Source organism: Cellulomonas sp. APG4, from assembly GCF_009996735.1.
Lineage (GTDB): Bacteria > Actinomycetota > Actinomycetes > Actinomycetales > Cellulomonadaceae > Actinotalea.
Genome location: NZ_JAACYI010000012.1, coordinates 36,917 through 52,763 on the forward strand (window position 1 = coordinate 36,917; position 15,847 = coordinate 52,763).

Sequence of the window (15,847 nt, forward strand, 5' to 3'; positions counted from 1 at the left end):
CAGTTCCACCGGGACGGGTCCCAAGCCCGCCGCGAACCGGAAGGGACGAGCACGCGCGACACCTGACGGGCCCGCACGGGTACCCGAGCAGCATGGAGGCTGGCGGAATGTGGAACTTGCTCGACGACGACGCAGCGTTCCCGACCGACGGCGCTCAGCCCGGCGGTGACGGGGCTGCGGTGCTGCCGCTCTTCGGAACGGCCGAGGACGACGAGGTCATGGGGTGGCAGGAGCGGGCCCTGTGCGCGCAGACCGACCCCGAGGCGTTCTTCCCCGAGAAGGGCGGCTCGACCCGCGAGGCCAAGAAGGTGTGCCTGGGCTGCGAGGTGCGGGCCGAGTGCCTCGAGTACGCGCTCGCCAACGACGAGCGCTTCGGCATCTGGGGCGGCCTGTCCGAGCGTGAGCGGCGCAAGCTCAAGAAGCGCGTCGTCTGACCGCGCCGCACGGCGCACCCCGGATGTCTGACGCCCCCACGAGCACCAACGCGCCGCGCGAGGACCGCCCGGTGCGCCGCAGCGCCACCCCGCCCACGGGTGGACGACCGGGCGTGCGTACGCGCGTCGACGTGGTCGCCGTCGTCGTGACGCGCGGCGAGAGCGAGTACCTCGCCGAGACCCTCGCAGGCCTCGCGGCGCAGACGAGGCCGCCCGAGCGGGTCGTCGTCGTCGACGCGGGTGAGGGCACCCGCCTGCCGCGCACGGTGCCGGCCCCGCACGCCCGGACGTTCGGCGACGCGGTGCGTGCCGGCCTCGCCCATGCGGGCGAGCCACCCACGACCTCGGGCGGGGCGTGGGTGTGGCTGCTGCACGACGACAGCACGCCCGAGCCCGATGCGCTCGAGGCCCTCCTGGCCGCGGTCGAGCTCGCGCCGTCCGTGGGCGTCGCGGGGTGCAAGCAGCGCACGTGGTCCGGCCCGGTGCGGGTGCTCGAGGTCGGGTTCACGACGTCGCGCTTCGGCCGGCGCATGACGGGGCTCGACACGCCCGAGGTGGACCAGGGGCAGCACGACGCGCGTGAGGACGTGCTCGCCGTGGGCCTCGCGGGCGCCCTCGTGCGCCGGGACGTGTGGGACGACCTCGGCGGCCCGGACCCGGCCCTCGGCCCGTACGGGGACGGGCTCGACCTGTGCAGGCGCGCGAGGCTCGCCGGGCACCGGGTGGTCGTGGTGCCCGGCGCCGTGGTGCGGCACGCGCAGGCCTCGCTCGCCCGTCCCGTCGCGGGCGCGATCCTCAACCGGCCCGGCTGGGACGCGCGACGTTCGGCCCAGGCCCGCCGCGAGGCGTACCTGCACTCCCAGCTCGCCGGGGTACCCCTCGGGCTGGTCCCGCTGGTCGCCGTGCTCGCCGTGGTGAGCTCGCTCGTGCGTGCGATGGCGCGGCTCGTGCTCAAGGAGCCCCACCTGGTGGTCGCCGAGCTGCTCGCCCCGTGGGCCGTGCTCGCGCGCCCGGGACGGGTGGTGCGCGCCCGACGGCGTGCGTCACGCACCCGCCGGATGCGGCGCTCGTCGCTGCGTCCGCTCCAGGCGAGCTGGCGGGACGTGGTGCGCCAGGAACGCGACCGCAGGCTCGCCGCGGCCGAGCTGCGCCGCGTGCGGACCGCGCCGAGCGAGCTCGAGCTCGCCGAGCTCGCGGCGCTGCGCAGCCGCCGGCGCGCGGGCCTGGCCGCCGTGGGCGTGCTCGCCCTCGTGCTCACGGCGCTGACCGTGCGACCGCTCGTGGCGGGCGTGCTCGCGGGCGGACGGCTGGTGGGCGGCACCCTCGCCGAGGGTCCGGCGAGCCTGCGCGCGGTGCTCGCGGGCCTCGGTGACGGGTGGGTCGAGGCGGACCTGGGTCATGCGGCCGCGGCCGACCCCGTGCTCACCGCGCTGCTCCCGCTCACCGCGCTCACCGGATCGCAGCAGGGTGCCGTGACCGTCGTCGTGCTCGGAGCGCTCGCGCTCGCGGCCCTCGGTGGCTGGTTCGCGGCCGGGGCCGCGACGCGCTCCGTGGGTCTGCGCCTGTGGGCGGCGCTGACCTGGGTCGCGGCACCCGCGCTGCTGATGTCCCTCGACCAGGCCAGGCTCGGTGGGCTGCTCGCGCACGTGGCGCTGCCGTGGCTCGTGCTCGCGACGGCGCGCGCGATCGGCACCGCCCGCGTGGACGCGGTGGCCTCCGGCGTGCTGGACGCCCGGCGTGAGGACGACGACGCCTCCGCGCCGTCGTCCTCCGGGACCGTCGCGCCCGCCCCCGTGCGGTACGCCGAGCCGTCGCTCGCGGCCGCGGCGGCCGGCGGGCTCGCGCTCGTGGTCGCGACCGCGGGCTCCCCCGTGCTGCTGCCGGTCGCGCTGCTCGTGCTCGTGGTCGTCGCGGCACTGACGCCGCACCGCCGTCGGTTGCTGTGGGTCGCGGTTCCCTCGCTCGTGGTGCACGGCCCGCTCGTCGTGGACGCGGTGTCCGGATGGGCGCGCGGGGACTGGCGCGTGCTCCTGACCGACCCGGGCCTGCCGGCCGCCACGGACCCCGCACCGCTGTGGCAACAGCTGCTGGGTCTGCCCGAGCCCGGGGCTCCCGGGGCGACCGTGCTGGGCGCGGATCTCGCGTGGGGCGGGCTGGGCGCCGACGTCGTGCCGGCTGCTGTGGGTGCCCTGCTCGTGGTGCCCGCGCTGCTCGCGCTCGTCCGGCACGGGGCCCCGGGGCGCGCCGCACGTGCCGGCTGGGTTCTCGTCGCCGCAGGGCTCCTCGCCGGGCTCGTCGCGACCCGGGCGCACACCGCGGTCGCCGAGGACACCTCGACGCTGACCACCTCGTGGAGCGGGCCGGCCGTGAGCGTGGTGCTCGCGGGCCTCGTGCTCGCGGGCCTCGTGGGTGCCGACGGGCTGCGCGGACGCATGTCGCGCCACACCTTCGGCTGGCGGCAGGCGACCGCCGGGCTGCTCACCGTGGCCGTGGTCGCGGGGCCGGCCGTGGTGCTCGGGGCATGGGCGTGGGACGCGCGCTCGTGGTCCGCAGGCGCCGCGGGGGACAGGGTGCTCGACGTGCGCGCGGCACCCGTGGTGCCCGCCGTCGGCCAGCAGATGCAGCAGTCGTCCGAACGCCTGCGCGTGCTCGCGCTCGAGTCGACCGGCGAGAGCGTCGAGGCCGTGCTGCTGCGCAGCGACGGACGCCGCATGACCGAGGTGTCGCGGGCCGTCACGGGCAGCGGCCTGCGCGGAGGGCTGGGTGCGGCGACGCCCGCGCCGGCCGACGACGCGACGGCCGAGGTGGCGCGCACGGTGGCCGCGCTCGTGGCGGGCACCTCGGACGACGTGGGTGCGCGCCTCGCGGAGCTCGGTGTGGGCGCCGTGCTCGCCCCGGCATCCGCGGCCGCTGGGTCCGACGGCGCAGGGCCGGACGCGGAGGCGGCACGTGCCGCGGCCGACGCCCGGCGCTCGCTCGTCGCACGCCTCGACGCGACGCTCGGTCTCGAGCGCATGACCGAGACCGAGGCAGGCGTGATCTGGCGTGTCGCCGCGGCCGAGCTCGGCACGACGAGCGCGTGGGCGCGGCTCGTCCGCGACGTCGACGGTGCCCCGGGCGAGCTGATCGCGCCGGTGCCCGCGCCGGGCGGACGCATCGAGACCCCCCTCGAGCCGGGCGACGGCCCGCGGCTCCTCGTGCTGGCCGAGCGTGCGGACACCGAGTGGCGCGCGTGGCTCGACGGGCGTCGTCTGCGGGCCGTGGGCACGGGCTGGCAGCAGGCCTTCGAGGTGCCCCCCGAGGGCGGGCTCCTGGTGGTCGAGCACAGCCCCACCTCACGCACGCCGTGGCTCGTGGTGCAGGGCGTCGTGCTGCTCGCGACCGTGCTGCTGGCGCTGCCGACACGACGACGTCGGGGAGGACCGCGATGAGCGACGAGCCCGAGGGACGGCCCGCCGAGGACGAGGCATCGCAGGCGCGGTCGGCCGAGGCGCAGCCGCCTCAGGACGCGGAATCGGAGGCGGACACCGTCCAGGTGCCCGAAGCGGCAGGGGCGACCGAGCCGGTGGAGGCCGGCGCGCCCGGGCCGGAGGTCGACGAGCCCGAGGTGGTCGAGCCCCGTGGGGCCGTGCGCGTGCGTCGCGCCGCGCGTGTGCGCCACGTGCTCGGCCGTGCCGCGAGCACCGTCGTCGTGCTCGCGCTGCCCGCGGGGGTCCTGCTCGCGGGTGAGCGGCTGGCCGCCCCCGCACCCGCCGCGGCACCGTCGCTCGCCGTCCCCGTCGACGCGACCGCGACGACGCTCGTGTGCCCGGGACCTCTCCGCCTGCCCACCGAGCCCGAGCCCGGTGAGGACGTCGCGTACGACCCCCAGTTCGACCCGGCCCTCGAGGGGTCGAGCTCGGTGCTCGCCGCGGTCGCACGTGCGGGGACGACGACGGTACTCACCGCGCTCGGTGCTCCCGACGACGAGCTCGGCGACGGGTCGGGGGACGCGCGCCGCGTGGACGACGCGTCGACGGGCGTCGTCGTGCGGGCCGAGCCGGAGGGGGACGTCGCGCCCGAGGCCGCCGCCGCGGTGCTGACGACGACCACGGACGGCGATCTGCGCGGGCTCGCGGCGGCGTCGTGTCGGCCTGCGAGCACCGAGGCGTGGCTCGTGGGCGGCAGCACGTCCGTGGGCTCGAGCGCGCGCCTCGTGCTGCAGAACCCTGGTCGCACGGCCGCGACGGTCACGGTCGAGCTGTGGGGGGCCGGCGGGCCGGTCGACCTCGCCGGCGCGCCCACCTACCTGGTGCCGCCGGGGACCGAGCGCGTCGTGCTGCTCGAGGGCGTCGCCGCCGACCAGCGCCGCGCGGTGGTGCGTGCCACGGCGTCGGGCGGCGCGGTCGCGGCGTACGTGCAGGACAGCGAGCTGCGTGGCCTGACGCCCGCAGGCGTGGACCTCGTGGTGCCCGGCGCCCGGCCGGCCACGCGGCAGACGGTGCCCGGCGTCGCGCTCCCGGCCTCCGAGCCGGGCGACGTCGACGTGGCGCAGCTGCGGCTGCTCGCGCCGGGCGACGAGGCCGTGCGGGCCGACGTGACCCTGCTCGGCACGGAGGGTGCCGTGCCGTTGCCCGGTGCGCAGGGTGTGACCCTCGAGCCCGGGGTGGTGGTCGACGTGCCGCTCGCCGGCGCTCCTGCGGGCGTGCACACGGTGGTGGTCGAGGCCGACGGCGCCGTCCTCGCCGGCGTGCTGCTGAGCCGGCCGGGCGAGGGCGCGGGGCCTGACGGCCCGCCCGTCGAGCGCGCGTGGCTGCCGAGCCTCACGCCCGGAGGCGTGTCGACGCTCGCGCTCCCGACCGTCGACGGCGTGCTCGCGCTGGGCGCCGTCGACGACACGGTGGCCGCCGGTGACGCCGCTGAGGTGACCGGCGACGACGTCTCGGTCGAGCTCGAGGTGGTGACCGCCGACGGGCGTACCGTGCCCGGCCGGTCGCTCGAGGTGACGGTGGGCTCGACGACGACGGTGCCGCTCGCCGAGCTCGCTCTCGACGCGGGTGAGGACGCCGCCGGGGAGGCGGAGCCTGCGCCCGGCGACGTGCCCGTGGGCGTCACCGTGGTGACCGACGACCCCCGCCTGGTGTGGGCGGCCGTGCTGCGACGCGACGCGCCCGACGGGCCGCTCGTCTCGACACTCGTCCCCGTCGCCGCCCCCGACCGTCCCGCGACCGTCGGTGTGCGCGTGCGCTGAGCGACCGTCGGTGGGCGCTCACGTGCGTGCGCCGCGCGGCGCTACGGGCGGTAGCGCGGGTCGACCTCCTCGGGCGGGCGGGCGAGCAGGTGCGCGACCTGCTCGACCAGCACGTCGCGGACCAGCTCCGCCAGGTCGGCGTCGTCGGTCGCACGCGTCTCGACCGGTCGCCGGTAGACGACGATCCGTGCCGGCATCCCGACGTCGGACGGGAAGTACCTGCCGAGCGGCACCCCGCCGTGCTCCCAGGGTGCGGGCTGCGACGGCGGGACCTCCTCGACCGCGAACTCCGTGCCCTCGAGCTGGCGTCCCCACCGCCGCTCGAGCGCCTCGACCGCACCCAGCACCGCGTCGTCGAAGCGTTCGGCGCGCGTGCGGTAGCCGGGCAGCGTGTGGGGGACGACGAGCCCCCGCAGGCCTCGGCCGCGACGGTCCCGCCGGCGAGGGCGGTGTGCGGCCACGGCGGGGCCGGCGGGCGCGACGTCGCCGTCGTGCGGACCGGACGCGCTCATCCCTGCCTCCCCGACGTCGTGCGGCTCTGCCGCCCACTGTAGGCGTGCGCGCGCGCCGTGGCCGGGTGCGGCGCCCGGACACCGGACGTGACGCGGCGCGCCGGGCCCGGTGCCCGGGCCGTGTCGGGGCGGGAAGGTAACCTCCTCGTCGTGAGGTCCGGTCGCCAGTGCTCCCGCAGTGCGTGCGGTCGTCCCGCCGTGGCCACGCTCACGTACGTGTACTCGGACTCGACGGCGGTCCTCGGCCCGCTCGCGCACCTCGCCGAGCCCCACTCGTACGACCTGTGCAGCGAGCACGCGGAGCGCCTCACGGCGCCGCGGGGGTGGGAGGTCGTCCGCCTCACGCCCGAGTTCGTCCCCGTGGGGCCGAGCCCGGACGACCTGGTCGCACTCGCCGAGGCCGTGCGCGAGGCCGGGCGACCACCTGAGCCGGCTCACGTACCCGAGCCGAGCGCAACGGGCGAGATCACGCGACGCGGGCACCTGCGGGTGCTGCGCGGGGAGGGGACCTGAGGCATGTCGACAGGACCGGCAGGGGGCGGCCTGGAGCCGACGGTCTGCTCGTCGTGCGCGAGCCCGCAGCTCACCCGACTCCCGATGGTGCTCACCGACGGTACCGAGGTGACGTTCGTCTCGTGCCACGCGTGCGAGCGCCGCGAGTGGTTCACGGTGGGCGAGGACGGCCTCGCCCAGAGCCTGCCGATCGAGACCGTGCTCGCGCGGTCGGCCAAGAAGCCGCGCTGACGCTGACGGGTGCGGCAGCGACGCCTGGCGCTCACTAGGCTGCCTGCGTGACCAGCACCTCCCAGCCCGACCTGAGCGGCCTCATCAAGGCCTACGACGTCCGGGGCGTCGTCCCCGACCCCTTCAGCCCCGAGGTCGCGCGCGCCATCGGCGCGGCGTTCGCCGAGGTGGTGGTGCTCGGCGTCGAGCACGCCGAGCGGCCGGGAGTGGTCGTGGGGCGTGACATGCGCGAGACGGGACCGGCGCTGGTCACCGCGTTCGCCGAGGGCGTCACCTCGCGCGGCGTCGACGTGCAGCTCATCGGCCTGTGCTCGACCGACGGCCTCTACCACGCGTCCGGGAGCCTCGGGCTGCCCGGTGCGATGTTCACCGCGAGCCACAACCCCGCGGAGTACAACGGGATCAAGATGTGCCACGCGGGTGCCCGGCCGGTGGGGGAGGGGGCGGGCCTCGACACCGTGCGCGAGCGCGCCGGCCAGCTGCTCGCCGAGGGCATCGGCGACCCGATGACCTCGCCCGGGCGCGTCACCGAGCACGACACGCTCGCCGAGTACGCGGCGTTCCTGCGCTCGCTCGTGGACCTCGGTGCGGGACGCGCGCTGCGCGTCGTCGTCGACGCGGGCAACGGGATGGCCGGGCTGACGGTGCCGGCGGTGCTCGGCACCGCGGCGGGGCTGCCCGCCCTCCCGCTCGAGATCGTGCCGCTGTACTTCGAGCTCGACGGCAGCTTCCCCAACCACGAGGCGAATCCGCTCGAGCCCGCGAACCTGCGAGACCTGCAGGCCGCCGTCGTCGAGCACGGGGCAGACCTGGGCCTCGCGTTCGACGGCGACGCCGACAGGTGCTTCGTGGTCGACGAGCGCGGCGAACCGGTGAGCCCGTCGGCCGTCACCGCCCTCGTCGGCCTGCGCGAGGTGGCACGCGAGCTCGCCGAGGGGCGCGAGCCCACCGTGATCCACAACCTCATCACCTCACGGGTCGTGCCGGACCTGCTGACGGCCGCGGGGGCCCGCACGGTGCGCACGCGCGTGGGCCACTCGTTCATCAAGGCCGAGATGGCGGCGAACGACGCGGTGTTCGGTGGTGAGCACAGCGCGCACTACTACTTCCGCGACTTCTTCTTCGCGGACACCGGCATGCTCGCGGCGATGCACGTGATCGCGGCCCTCACGCAGGCGCGGGCCGCTGACGGCACACCCCTGACGATGAGCCAGCTCGCCGAGGCCTACGAGCCGTACGTCGCGAGCGGCGAGATCAACTCGCGCGTGGCCGACGTCGCGGCCGCGCGTGAGCGCGTGGTCGAGGCCTACGTCACCCAGCAGGGCGGGGGACCCGTCGAGGTGGACGAGCTCGACGGGCTCACCGTCTCGCACTGGGACGCCCACCCGCAGTGGTGGTTCAACCTGCGTGCGTCCAACACCGAGCCGCTGCTGCGGCTCAACGTCGAGGCCGCCGACGAGGACATCATGATCAAGGTGCGTGACGACGTGCTCTCGCTCGTCCGTGAGGGCACCGGCGAGGAGGAGACCGCATGAGCACCGACGGCTGGGTCCGCGACATCCTGCGCTGCCCCGCGTGCGCCAGCGAGCTGCGCGACGGCACGCGCCCCGACGGCGCCCCCGAGCTCGTGTGCACGGGCGAGGCGTGCGCGCTCGCCTACCCGGTGCGCGACGGCGTCCCGGTGCTCCTGATCGACGAGGCCTACCCCGCCGCCGGCACCGTCTGACCCGCCCCGCGGGCAGGACGGCGCGAGCCGGGCCCGCAGGTGCGGACCCGGCTCGCGGGTGGCCGACGGCGCCAGGTGCACCCTGACGCCGTCGGGCCGGTGACGTGCTGCGTGGGGCTCAGCCCTCGGCGGCCGCCTTGAGGTCGTCGACGAAGTCGGGGTTCTCCTCGAGCCACTGCTCGACCGAACCCTCGTTGTCCTCGCCCTCGTTCTCGTTGAACATGATGTTCTCGAGCGAGAACAGCTGGTCACCCGTGAGCGTGAACTCCGCGAGCCACGCGGCGAGCTGCGGGTAGTCCTCGGCGAAGCCCGCGCGGCCCACCGACTCGATGGTCTCGGCGTCGCCCAGCGTGCCCTCCGGGTCTTCGAGGTCGCGGATCGGGAAGGCGTCGTACGCCCAGTGCGGGCGCCACAGCGTCACGGCGACGTCGCGGCCGTCGTCGATCGCGCCCGAGAGCTCGGCGAGCATCGCGGGGGTCGACGACTCGACGAACTCCATGCCCTCGAGGCCGTAGGTCGGGATGACCTCGTCCTTGGTGATGCCGGTCAGACCGGCGCCCGGCTCGATGCCCACGAGGCGGTTGTCGAACGCCTCGGCGTTCTCGGCCAGGTCGGCGAGCGACTCGACCGGGGCGTCCTCGTTCACGGCGATGGTCAGGCGCGCGTCGTCGTACCACGCGCCCAGGCGCTCCATGTCCTCGCCGTACTGGTCGAAGTAGTCCGCGTGCGTGACGGGCAGCCACGCGTCGAGGAACAGGTCGTACTCGCCGCCGGCGACGGCGGTGTAGATGACACCCATGTCGCCGCCGGACTCGAGGTTCACCTCGTAGCCCTCGGACTCGAGGATGTTCGCCCACAGGTAGCTCGCGGCCTCGCCCTCGGGCCAGCCACCGGGCGGCAGCGCGATGGTGATCTCCTCGAGGTCACCCGTGGTGCTCTCCGAGGCGTCGTCGGCGGGGGTGTCGGCGTCCTCGGCACCGGTGCTGCAGGCCGCGAGGCCCAGCAGCACGGCGGTGGAGGCGGCGACGGCGGTCAGGCTGGTCTTCCTGCGATGAGTCATTGCTTCCTTCCTGGACGGCGTGCGCCGCCCGAGTTCCGGCCCGTCTCCGGGTCGAGCCCCCCAGGGGGAGGGGCGAGGTCAGGTGCCCGACGGCGGGGCATGGGCCCCGAGGTGCCGGGCGGGGGTCAGGCCGCGGTGGCCCGCAGCGCCCGAGCGACCGGTGAGCGGTCGCTCAGACCGGCGGTCACGCGGTCGAGGTACATGGCGAGGATCACCACGGCGATCCCGGCCTCGAAGCCGAGCGCGACGTCGATACGCCCGAGCGAGCTCACGACGGGCTGGCCCAGGCCGCGCGCGCCGACGAGGCCCGAGATCACGACCATCGAGAGCGAGAGCATGATCACCTGGTTGACGCCGGCCATGATCGTGGGCATCGCGAGCGGCACCTGGATCTCGCGGAGGATGCGACGCGGGGGCGAGCCGAACGCGTGCCCCGCCTCGACCACCTCTCGGTCCACCTGCCGGATGCCGAGCTCGGTGAACCGCACACCGGGGGCGAGCGCGAAGACGATCGTCGCGACGATCCCGGGCACCGGGCCGGTCAGGAAGATCACGACCACAGGGATCAGGTAGACGAACGCCGGCATGGTCTGCATGAAGTCGAGCACGGGACGCACGGCGGTCGAGACGCGGTCGCTGCGTGCCGCCCAGATGCCCAGCGGGACACCGATGGCCAGGGCGATGGTGCTCGCGACCACGACGAGGGCGAGCGTGGCCATGGCGTTGTCCCACTGGTCCACGCCGAGCACGAGGACGAACCCGAGGAGTGCGCCCACCGCGAGGCGCCAGCCCTTCGCCCACAGCGCGATGCCGCTCAGCACGAGGGCGACGAGCCACCACGGGGGCCCGGCGAACACGAGCTCGACGGCGTCGAAGAGCGCCAGGAGCACGGTCTTGATCAGGTCGAACACGACCTCGAACGTGTCGGTCAGCCACTCGACGCCGCTCTCGATCCACGTGCCGAGAGGGATGCGGAAGCTCTCCGGGATCATGCGTCCACCTCCGTGGGGCTCATGGCCTCGAGCAGGGTCACGCGCGGGATCACACCGACGAGCCGGCCGCGCTCGTCGACCACGGGGACGGGGAGCGGGCTCTCCGCCGAGGGCGCGAACACGTCCATGAGCGGGGCGTCCACCGCGACGGGCGTGAGCCCGTCCTGCACCAGCGTCGTGAGGTCCTCGGTGCCCGCCCGCTGCGCCGCGACGACGTCCTCGTCGCGCAGGACGCCACGGAAGCGTCGGTCGCGGTCCACGAGGTACGCCGCAGAGGCCTGGGCCTCGCGCATCTCTCGCAGGGCCGTGCGCGGGCCCCCGCTCGTGGTGACGAGTGCGGCGGGGCGCACCATGACGGAGGCCGCCGTCAGGACGCGGCTCTTGTCGACGTCGGCGACGAACTGCGCGACGTAGTCGTTCGCCGGGTCGGACAGGATCTGCTCGGAGGTGCCGATCTGCACGATCCGGCCGTCGCGCATGACGGCGATCCGGTCACCCAGGTGCATGGCCTCGTTGAGGTCGTGAGTGATGAAGACGATCGTCTTGCCGAGGGTCTGCTGCAGCTCGAGCAGCTGCTCCTGCATCTCGCGACGGATGAGCGGGTCGAGCGCCGAGAACGCCTCGTCCATCAGCAGCACGTCCGTGTCCGCGGCGAGCGCACGCGCGAGGCCCACGCGCTGACGCATGCCGCCCGACAGCTGCGCGGGCAGGTGGTCCTCCCACCCCGCCAGCCCGACCATCTCGAGGGCCTCGCCGGCCCGACGGCGCCGCTCGGTGCGGTCCACGTCCTGGAGGGCGAGGGGGTAGGCCGCGTTGTCGATGATCGTGCGGTGCGGGAGCAGCGCGAAGTGCTGGAAGACCATGGAGACGCGGCGACGGCGGATCTCGCGCAGCTCCCTGGCCGAGACGGTCGAGAGGTCCGCGTCCCCGAGCGTGACGGAGCCCGCCGTCGGTCGCCACAGCCCGTTGAGCATGCGGATGAGGGTCGACTTGCCCGAGCCGGACAGGCCCATGACGACGAACGTCTCGCCCGGCTGCACCTCGAAGCTCGCGTCGATGACCGCGGCGGTGCCCAGGCCCTTGACGTCGTCGCGAGTCGCGCCCTCGCGCAGGCGTCGGACGGCCTCGCCCGGTCGCCTGCCGAAGACCTTGTACACGCCGTCGGCGCGGAGTGCTGTCACTCGTCCCTCGTCTCGTCGGCACGCCGGGGCGCGCGTCGTTCGGGCAGGGCGGCCCCGCGCCGCGGCGGCCGGGCCGCAGCGGCAGCACGGGTCGGGATGACCCGTGACGGGCCGTGCAACGGCGGGAGCCGGCGGTGGGGGATCGCCCCGTCGTTCGCCCTCGGACGTCCGTCGAGCGGGCGTCGCGCCGTCGTCGGACGGGCGTCGGGCCGCCGGGCAGAAGGGCCCGGCCGGTCCACCACCCTGTCGTGGATGCCGTCGAGCGTCCACCGCGCCCAGGCCCGGTGAGCGGCCGTCGACCCCGCCGATCGGGTGACCCCGGCGCGCTGACCTGCGCGAACGCTTCGGCCCGATCGTTACACCTTCGTAACAGTCGCAAGCGCCCGTGCGCCCGGGCCGACCCGCCCCGGGGCGCGTCGGACCAGCCACGTAGGATGGCCGACCATGTCGACCTCCTCCGCCCAGGGCCGCACGTTCGACGAGGTGCCGGGCCGGTTCAAGGTGCGTGACCTGTCGCTCGCCGACGCGGGTCGCCACCAGATCCGCCTGGCCGAGCACGAGATGCCGGGCCTCATGGCCCTGCGACGTGAGTACGCCGCGACTCGCCCCCTCGCCGGCGCCCGCATCGCCGGGTCGCTGCACATGACCGTCCAGACGGCGGTGCTCATCGAGACCCTCACAGCCCTCGGTGCCGAGGTGCGCTGGGCCTCGTGCAACATCTTCTCGACGCAGGACGAGGCCGCCGCGGCGATCGCCGTCGGACCCACCGGGACGGCCACGGACCCGCAGGGCGTGCCCGTCTTCGCCTGGAAGGGCGAGAGCCTGGCCGAGTACTGGGACTGCACCGAGCAGATCCTGCTCTGGCCGGACGGCCCCGACGGCCCGCGCGGGCCCAACATGATCCTCGACGACGGCGGTGACGCGACCCTCCTGGTGCACAAGGGCGTCGAGTACGAGGCCGCGGGCGCTGTCCCGGCCGACGCCGAACCGGGGGACCCGGGCTTCTCGGACGAGGGCAACGTGGTCCTCGGCGTGCTGCGCCGCTCGCTCGCCGCCGATGCGCAGCGCTGGACCCGCGTCGCGGCCGGGGTCCTCGGCGTGACGGAGGAGACCACCACGGGCGTGCACCGCCTCTACCAGTTCGCGGAGGAGGGACGGCTGCTCTTCCCCGGCATCAACGTCAACGACGCGGTCACCAAGTCCAAGTTCGACAACCGCTACGGGATCCGCCACTCGCTGCCGGACGGCCTGAACCGCGCGACCGACGTGCTGATCGGCGGCAAGGTCGCGCTCGTCGCGGGCTACGGCGACGTCGGCAAGGGCGCCGCCGAGGCCTTGCGGGGCCAGGGGGCGCGCGTCGTCGTGAGCGAGGTCGACCCGATCTGCGCGCTCCAGGCCGCGATGGACGGGTACCAGGTGGTGCGGGTCGAGGACGTCGTCGCATCGGCGGACTTCTTCATCACGACGACGGGCAACCGCGACGTGATCACGGCCGAGCACATGACCGCGATGAAGGACAAGGCCGTCGTGGGCAACATCGGCCACTTCGACAACGAGATCGACATGGCGGGCCTCGCGGCCGTGCCGGGCGTCGTCCGCACCGAGATCAAGCCCCAGGTCCACGAGTGGACGTTCCCGGCGGAGGGCGATCGGCCCGAGCGGTCGATCATCGTGCTGTCGGAGGGCCGTCTGCTCAACCTGGGCAACGCGACGGGTCACCCCTCCTTCGTGATGAGCAACTCGTTCTCGAACCAGGTGATCGCCCAGATCGAGCTGTTCACGCGCCGCGACGCCTACCCCGTGGGCGTGCACCGGCTGCCGAAGGTGCTCGACGAGAAGGTCGCCCGGCTGCACCTCGACGCGCTCGGCGCGCGGCTCACCGAGCTCACCAAGACCCAGGCCGAGTACCTCGGCGTGGACGTCGCAGGGCCCTACAAGTCCGACCACTACCGCTACTGACGCCACCCGTCGGGACGGCGTGCAGCGTCTGCGGGAGCGGGCGGCCCGTGCTGCTCAGTTGCTCGGGTCCGGCACCGCGTGCGGCAGGCGGTGGACCAGTGCGCCCTCGGCCTCGGCGCGACGAGCCTCGACCACCGCGCGTGCGTACTCGCGGTCGCGACGTTCGGCGAGCACCGCGGCGAGGAAGAGCTCGGGGTGCGTACCGGGCGGCGGTCCGGGGGCGACGTAGCGCTCGACCTCCGCGGCGAGCTGCATGCCCAGGCGCGTGCGTGAGGCCGGGTGCAGCGAGCTCGCACGGCCCAGCAGCTGACGCGCGGAGAGTGCGAGGCCGTCGGGCAGGCGGCGGATGTCGGCGGACCGTGCCCACGCGGCGAGGTGCGGCGGCATGTGGACGGGCGGCAGTGCGCGCTGGCCGCCACGCACGCGGACCGCGTACGTCCCGGCCACGAGGTCGCCCAGGCGCTTGCCCTGCGGGTGGACCAGAGATGTGATCAGGGCGACCGAGCCGAACGTGAACCACAGCTCACCGACGCCCACGAGCGACCGGATCACGGCGTGGCGGAACCGCACGGGGCCGCCGTCGTCCCGGACGATGCGGATCCCGGCGGCGAGCTTGCCCAGCGATCGCCCGCGCGTGAGCGTCTCGACCGTGGTGGGGATGCCGACCAGCACGAGCACGATCATCGCGATCGCCAGGGCCGCGCTCGCGGCAGGGTCGAGCTCGAAGCCCACCAGGCCGGCGAGCGCCATCAGGACGGTCCCCGCCACACCGAGCACGAGGACGTCCACGAGCGCGCCGAGGAGCCGCGACGCGAACGAGGCCGGACGCGCGTCGAGGACCACGCCCTCACCGATCAGGATCTCGTCCTGCACCAGGCCTCCTCGTCCACCCGTAGCCCGGTGTTGCCCGGGCCGACCGGCGCCGTCGTCGGCGTCAGCCGCTCGCAGGTTACCGGCTGGGGGTGGGCGCCGCCGACGACGCCCGGGGGTGTGGCAGGCTACCCGCGTGGACCTCGACGCCTTCTCCGCCGTGCACGGACGCACCTGGGCGAGGCTCGACGAGCTCGCCAGGCGGCGGCGGCTCACGGGGGCGGAGGCCGACGAGCTCGTCCGCCTCTACCAGGAGGCCGCAACCCATCTCTCGGCCATCCGCTCGGCGGCGCCGGACCCTGCCGCGGTGTCCCACCTCTCGCAGCTGCTCGCGCGCGCCCGCTCGGCGATCGCCGGGGCGCACGAGCCGTCCTGGCGCGACCTCGCGCGGTTCGTGGTGGTGAGCCTGCCCGCGGCCCTCTACCGGATCCGGTGGTGGACCGTGGCGGTGACCCTCGCGTTCTGCGTGATCGCGGTGGTCGCGGGTGTCCACGTGTACAGCTCGCCCGAGGCGCAGGCGGCGATGGGGACGCCGAGCCAGCTCGAGCAGTACGCCGAGGAGGAGTTCGCGAACTACTACACGAACCATCCCGGCGAGAGCTTCGCGGCCCAGGTGTGGACCAACAACGCGTGGATCGCGGCGCAGTGCGTCGCCTTCGGGATCAGCGGCGTCTGGCCCGTCTTCGTGCTGCTCCAGAACGCCGTGGGCGTCGGCTCGGCGGGTGGTGTCATGGCGCTGCACGACGGCCTGGGCATCTTCTTCCAGCTGATCCTGCCGCACGGGCTGATGGAGCTGACGGCGATCTTCGTGGCGGGCGCCGCAGGGCTCAAGATCTTCTGGACGATCATCGACCCGGGTGGCAGGCCACGCGGGCGCGCCATCGCGGAGGAGGGCCGGGCGCTCATCACCGTGGCGCTCGGCCTCGTGGGGGTGCTCGGCGTCTCGGGCCTCGTCGAGGGGTTCGTGACGCCGTCGGACCTGCCGTGGTGGCTCAAGATCGCGATCGGTGCCCTGGTGCTCGCGGCCTTCTGGGTCTACGTGCTGGTGCTCGGACGGCGAGCCGTGGCCTCGGGAGAGACCGGTGACCTGAGGGCGGCCGAGACGGTCGACGTCCTCCCGACGGCGGCGTAGACGCTTC

General features: G+C 74.9%; 14 protein-coding genes. 9 read left to right on the forward strand and 5 right to left on the reverse strand.

Going from position 1 to position 15,847, the window contains the following annotated elements; all coding sequences use genetic code 11:
* Positions 1 to 107 precede the first annotated feature (107 nt).
* From GXB85_RS10325 to GXB85_RS10335, 3 genes are read left to right on the forward strand one after another with little or no spacing between them, the layout of a single operon-like run.
* Positions 108 to 434, forward strand: coding sequence for a WhiB family transcriptional regulator (locus GXB85_RS10325; protein ID WP_161917634.1), 327 nt, complete (start codon positions 108 to 110; stop codon positions 432 to 434).
* A 23-nt stretch (positions 435 to 457) separates the two neighbouring features.
* Positions 458 to 3,865, forward strand: a complete 3,408-nt coding sequence (locus tag GXB85_RS10330; RefSeq protein WP_161917575.1) for a glycosyltransferase — start codon at positions 458 to 460, stop codon at positions 3,863 to 3,865.
* Positions 3,862 to 5,664, forward strand: a complete 1,803-nt coding sequence (locus tag GXB85_RS10335; RefSeq protein WP_161917576.1) for a DUF5719 family protein — start codon at positions 3,862 to 3,864, stop codon at positions 5,662 to 5,664. The genes GXB85_RS10330 and GXB85_RS10335 overlap by 4 nt, the downstream gene beginning before the upstream one ends.
* Before the next feature lie 41 nt (positions 5,665 to 5,705).
* Here the strand turns inward: GXB85_RS10335 and GXB85_RS10340 are convergent, their stop codons facing one another.
* The gene (locus tag GXB85_RS10340) at positions 5,706 to 6,176 is read right to left on the reverse strand and encodes a metallopeptidase family protein (RefSeq protein ID WP_161917577.1); all 471 of its coding nucleotides are present in this window, start codon (positions 6,174 to 6,176) and stop codon (positions 5,706 to 5,708) included.
* A gap of 150 nt (positions 6,177 to 6,326) precedes the next feature.
* Here GXB85_RS10340 and GXB85_RS10345 point away from each other — a divergent pair, with 150 nt between their 5' ends.
* The 4 genes from GXB85_RS10345 to GXB85_RS10360 are packed head-to-tail and all read left to right on the forward strand — an operon-like array spanning position 6,327 to position 8,646.
* Positions 6,327 to 6,689: a DUF3499 domain-containing protein gene (locus GXB85_RS10345; RefSeq protein WP_161917578.1), complete on the forward strand. Its 363-nt coding sequence runs from the start codon at positions 6,327 to 6,329 to the stop codon at positions 6,687 to 6,689.
* A gap of 3 nt (positions 6,690 to 6,692) precedes the next feature.
* Positions 6,693 to 6,920: a hypothetical protein gene (locus tag GXB85_RS10350; protein ID WP_161917579.1), complete on the forward strand. Its 228-nt coding sequence runs from the start codon at positions 6,693 to 6,695 to the stop codon at positions 6,918 to 6,920.
* A gap of 47 nt (positions 6,921 to 6,967) precedes the next feature.
* Positions 6,968 to 8,455, forward strand: coding sequence for a phosphomannomutase/phosphoglucomutase (locus tag GXB85_RS10355; protein ID WP_161917580.1), 1,488 nt, complete (start codon positions 6,968 to 6,970; stop codon positions 8,453 to 8,455).
* Entirely contained in the window at positions 8,452 to 8,646 is a 195-nt protein-coding gene (locus tag GXB85_RS10360; RefSeq protein WP_161917581.1) for a Trm112 family protein, read from the forward strand. The genes GXB85_RS10355 and GXB85_RS10360 overlap by 4 nt, the downstream gene beginning before the upstream one ends.
* A gap of 118 nt (positions 8,647 to 8,764) precedes the next feature.
* Here the strand turns inward: GXB85_RS10360 and GXB85_RS10365 are convergent, their stop codons facing one another.
* The 3 genes from GXB85_RS10365 to GXB85_RS10375 form a co-directional block, all read right to left on the reverse strand.
* Entirely contained in the window at positions 8,765 to 9,706 is a 942-nt protein-coding gene (locus GXB85_RS10365; RefSeq protein ID WP_161917582.1) for a glycine betaine ABC transporter substrate-binding protein, read from the reverse strand.
* Positions 9,707 to 9,831: 125 nt separating this feature from the next.
* Positions 9,832 to 10,698: a proline/glycine betaine ABC transporter permease gene (locus tag GXB85_RS10370; protein WP_202627822.1), complete on the reverse strand. Its 867-nt coding sequence runs from the start codon at positions 10,696 to 10,698 to the stop codon at positions 9,832 to 9,834.
* The gene (locus tag GXB85_RS10375; RefSeq protein WP_161917583.1) at positions 10,695 to 11,879 is read right to left on the reverse strand and encodes a glycine betaine/L-proline ABC transporter ATP-binding protein; all 1,185 of its coding nucleotides are present in this window, start codon (positions 11,877 to 11,879) and stop codon (positions 10,695 to 10,697) included. The genes GXB85_RS10370 and GXB85_RS10375 overlap by 4 nt, the downstream gene beginning before the upstream one ends.
* Positions 11,880 to 12,323: 444 nt before the next feature.
* Between GXB85_RS10375 and ahcY the strand changes: the two genes are divergently transcribed.
* Entirely contained in the window at positions 12,324 to 13,838 is a 1,515-nt protein-coding gene (ahcY, locus tag GXB85_RS10380; protein ID WP_161917584.1) for an adenosylhomocysteinase, read from the forward strand.
* 54 nt (positions 13,839 to 13,892) lie between these two features.
* On the opposite strand, the gene GXB85_RS10385 is transcribed toward ahcY, so the two are convergent.
* Positions 13,893 to 14,711 carry an RDD family protein gene (locus GXB85_RS10385; RefSeq protein ID WP_161917585.1) on the reverse strand — a complete coding sequence of 273 codons (819 nt, stop codon included), beginning with the start codon at positions 14,709 to 14,711 and terminating at the stop codon, positions 13,893 to 13,895.
* Positions 14,712 to 14,844: 133 nt separating this feature from the next.
* Here GXB85_RS10385 and GXB85_RS10390 point away from each other — a divergent pair, with 133 nt between their 5' ends.
* Positions 14,845 to 15,840: a stage II sporulation protein M gene (locus GXB85_RS10390; protein ID WP_161917586.1), complete on the forward strand. Its 996-nt coding sequence runs from the start codon at positions 14,845 to 14,847 to the stop codon at positions 15,838 to 15,840.
* The last annotated feature ends 7 nt before the right edge of the window (positions 15,841 to 15,847 follow it).

What these genes read in the sequence shown, in the direction of transcription:
- ahcY (WP_161917584.1), top strand. Translation starts at nt 12,324, where the DNA reads ATGTCGACCTCCTCCGCCCAGGGCCGCACGTTCGACGAGGTGCCGGGC.
- GXB85_RS10360 (WP_161917581.1), top strand. Translation starts at nt 8,452, where the DNA reads ATGAGCACCGACGGCTGGGTCCGCGACATCCTGCGCTGCCCCGCGTGC.
- GXB85_RS10365 (WP_161917582.1), bottom strand. Translation starts at nt 9,706, where the DNA reads ATGACTCATCGCAGGAAGACCAGCCTGACCGCCGTCGCCGCCTCCACC.
- GXB85_RS10340 (WP_161917577.1), bottom strand. Translation starts at nt 6,176, where the DNA reads ATGAGCGCGTCCGGTCCGCACGACGGCGACGTCGCGCCCGCCGGCCCC.
- GXB85_RS10330 (WP_161917575.1), top strand. Translation starts at nt 458, where the DNA reads ATGTCTGACGCCCCCACGAGCACCAACGCGCCGCGCGAGGACCGCCCG.
- GXB85_RS10350 (WP_161917579.1), top strand. Translation starts at nt 6,693, where the DNA reads ATGTCGACAGGACCGGCAGGGGGCGGCCTGGAGCCGACGGTCTGCTCG.
- GXB85_RS10335 (WP_161917576.1), top strand. Translation starts at nt 3,862, where the DNA reads ATGAGCGACGAGCCCGAGGGACGGCCCGCCGAGGACGAGGCATCGCAG.
- GXB85_RS10325 (WP_161917634.1), top strand. Translation starts at nt 108, where the DNA reads ATGTGGAACTTGCTCGACGACGACGCAGCGTTCCCGACCGACGGCGCT.
- GXB85_RS10370 (WP_202627822.1), bottom strand. Translation starts at nt 10,698, where the DNA reads ATGATCCCGGAGAGCTTCCGCATCCCTCTCGGCACGTGGATCGAGAGC.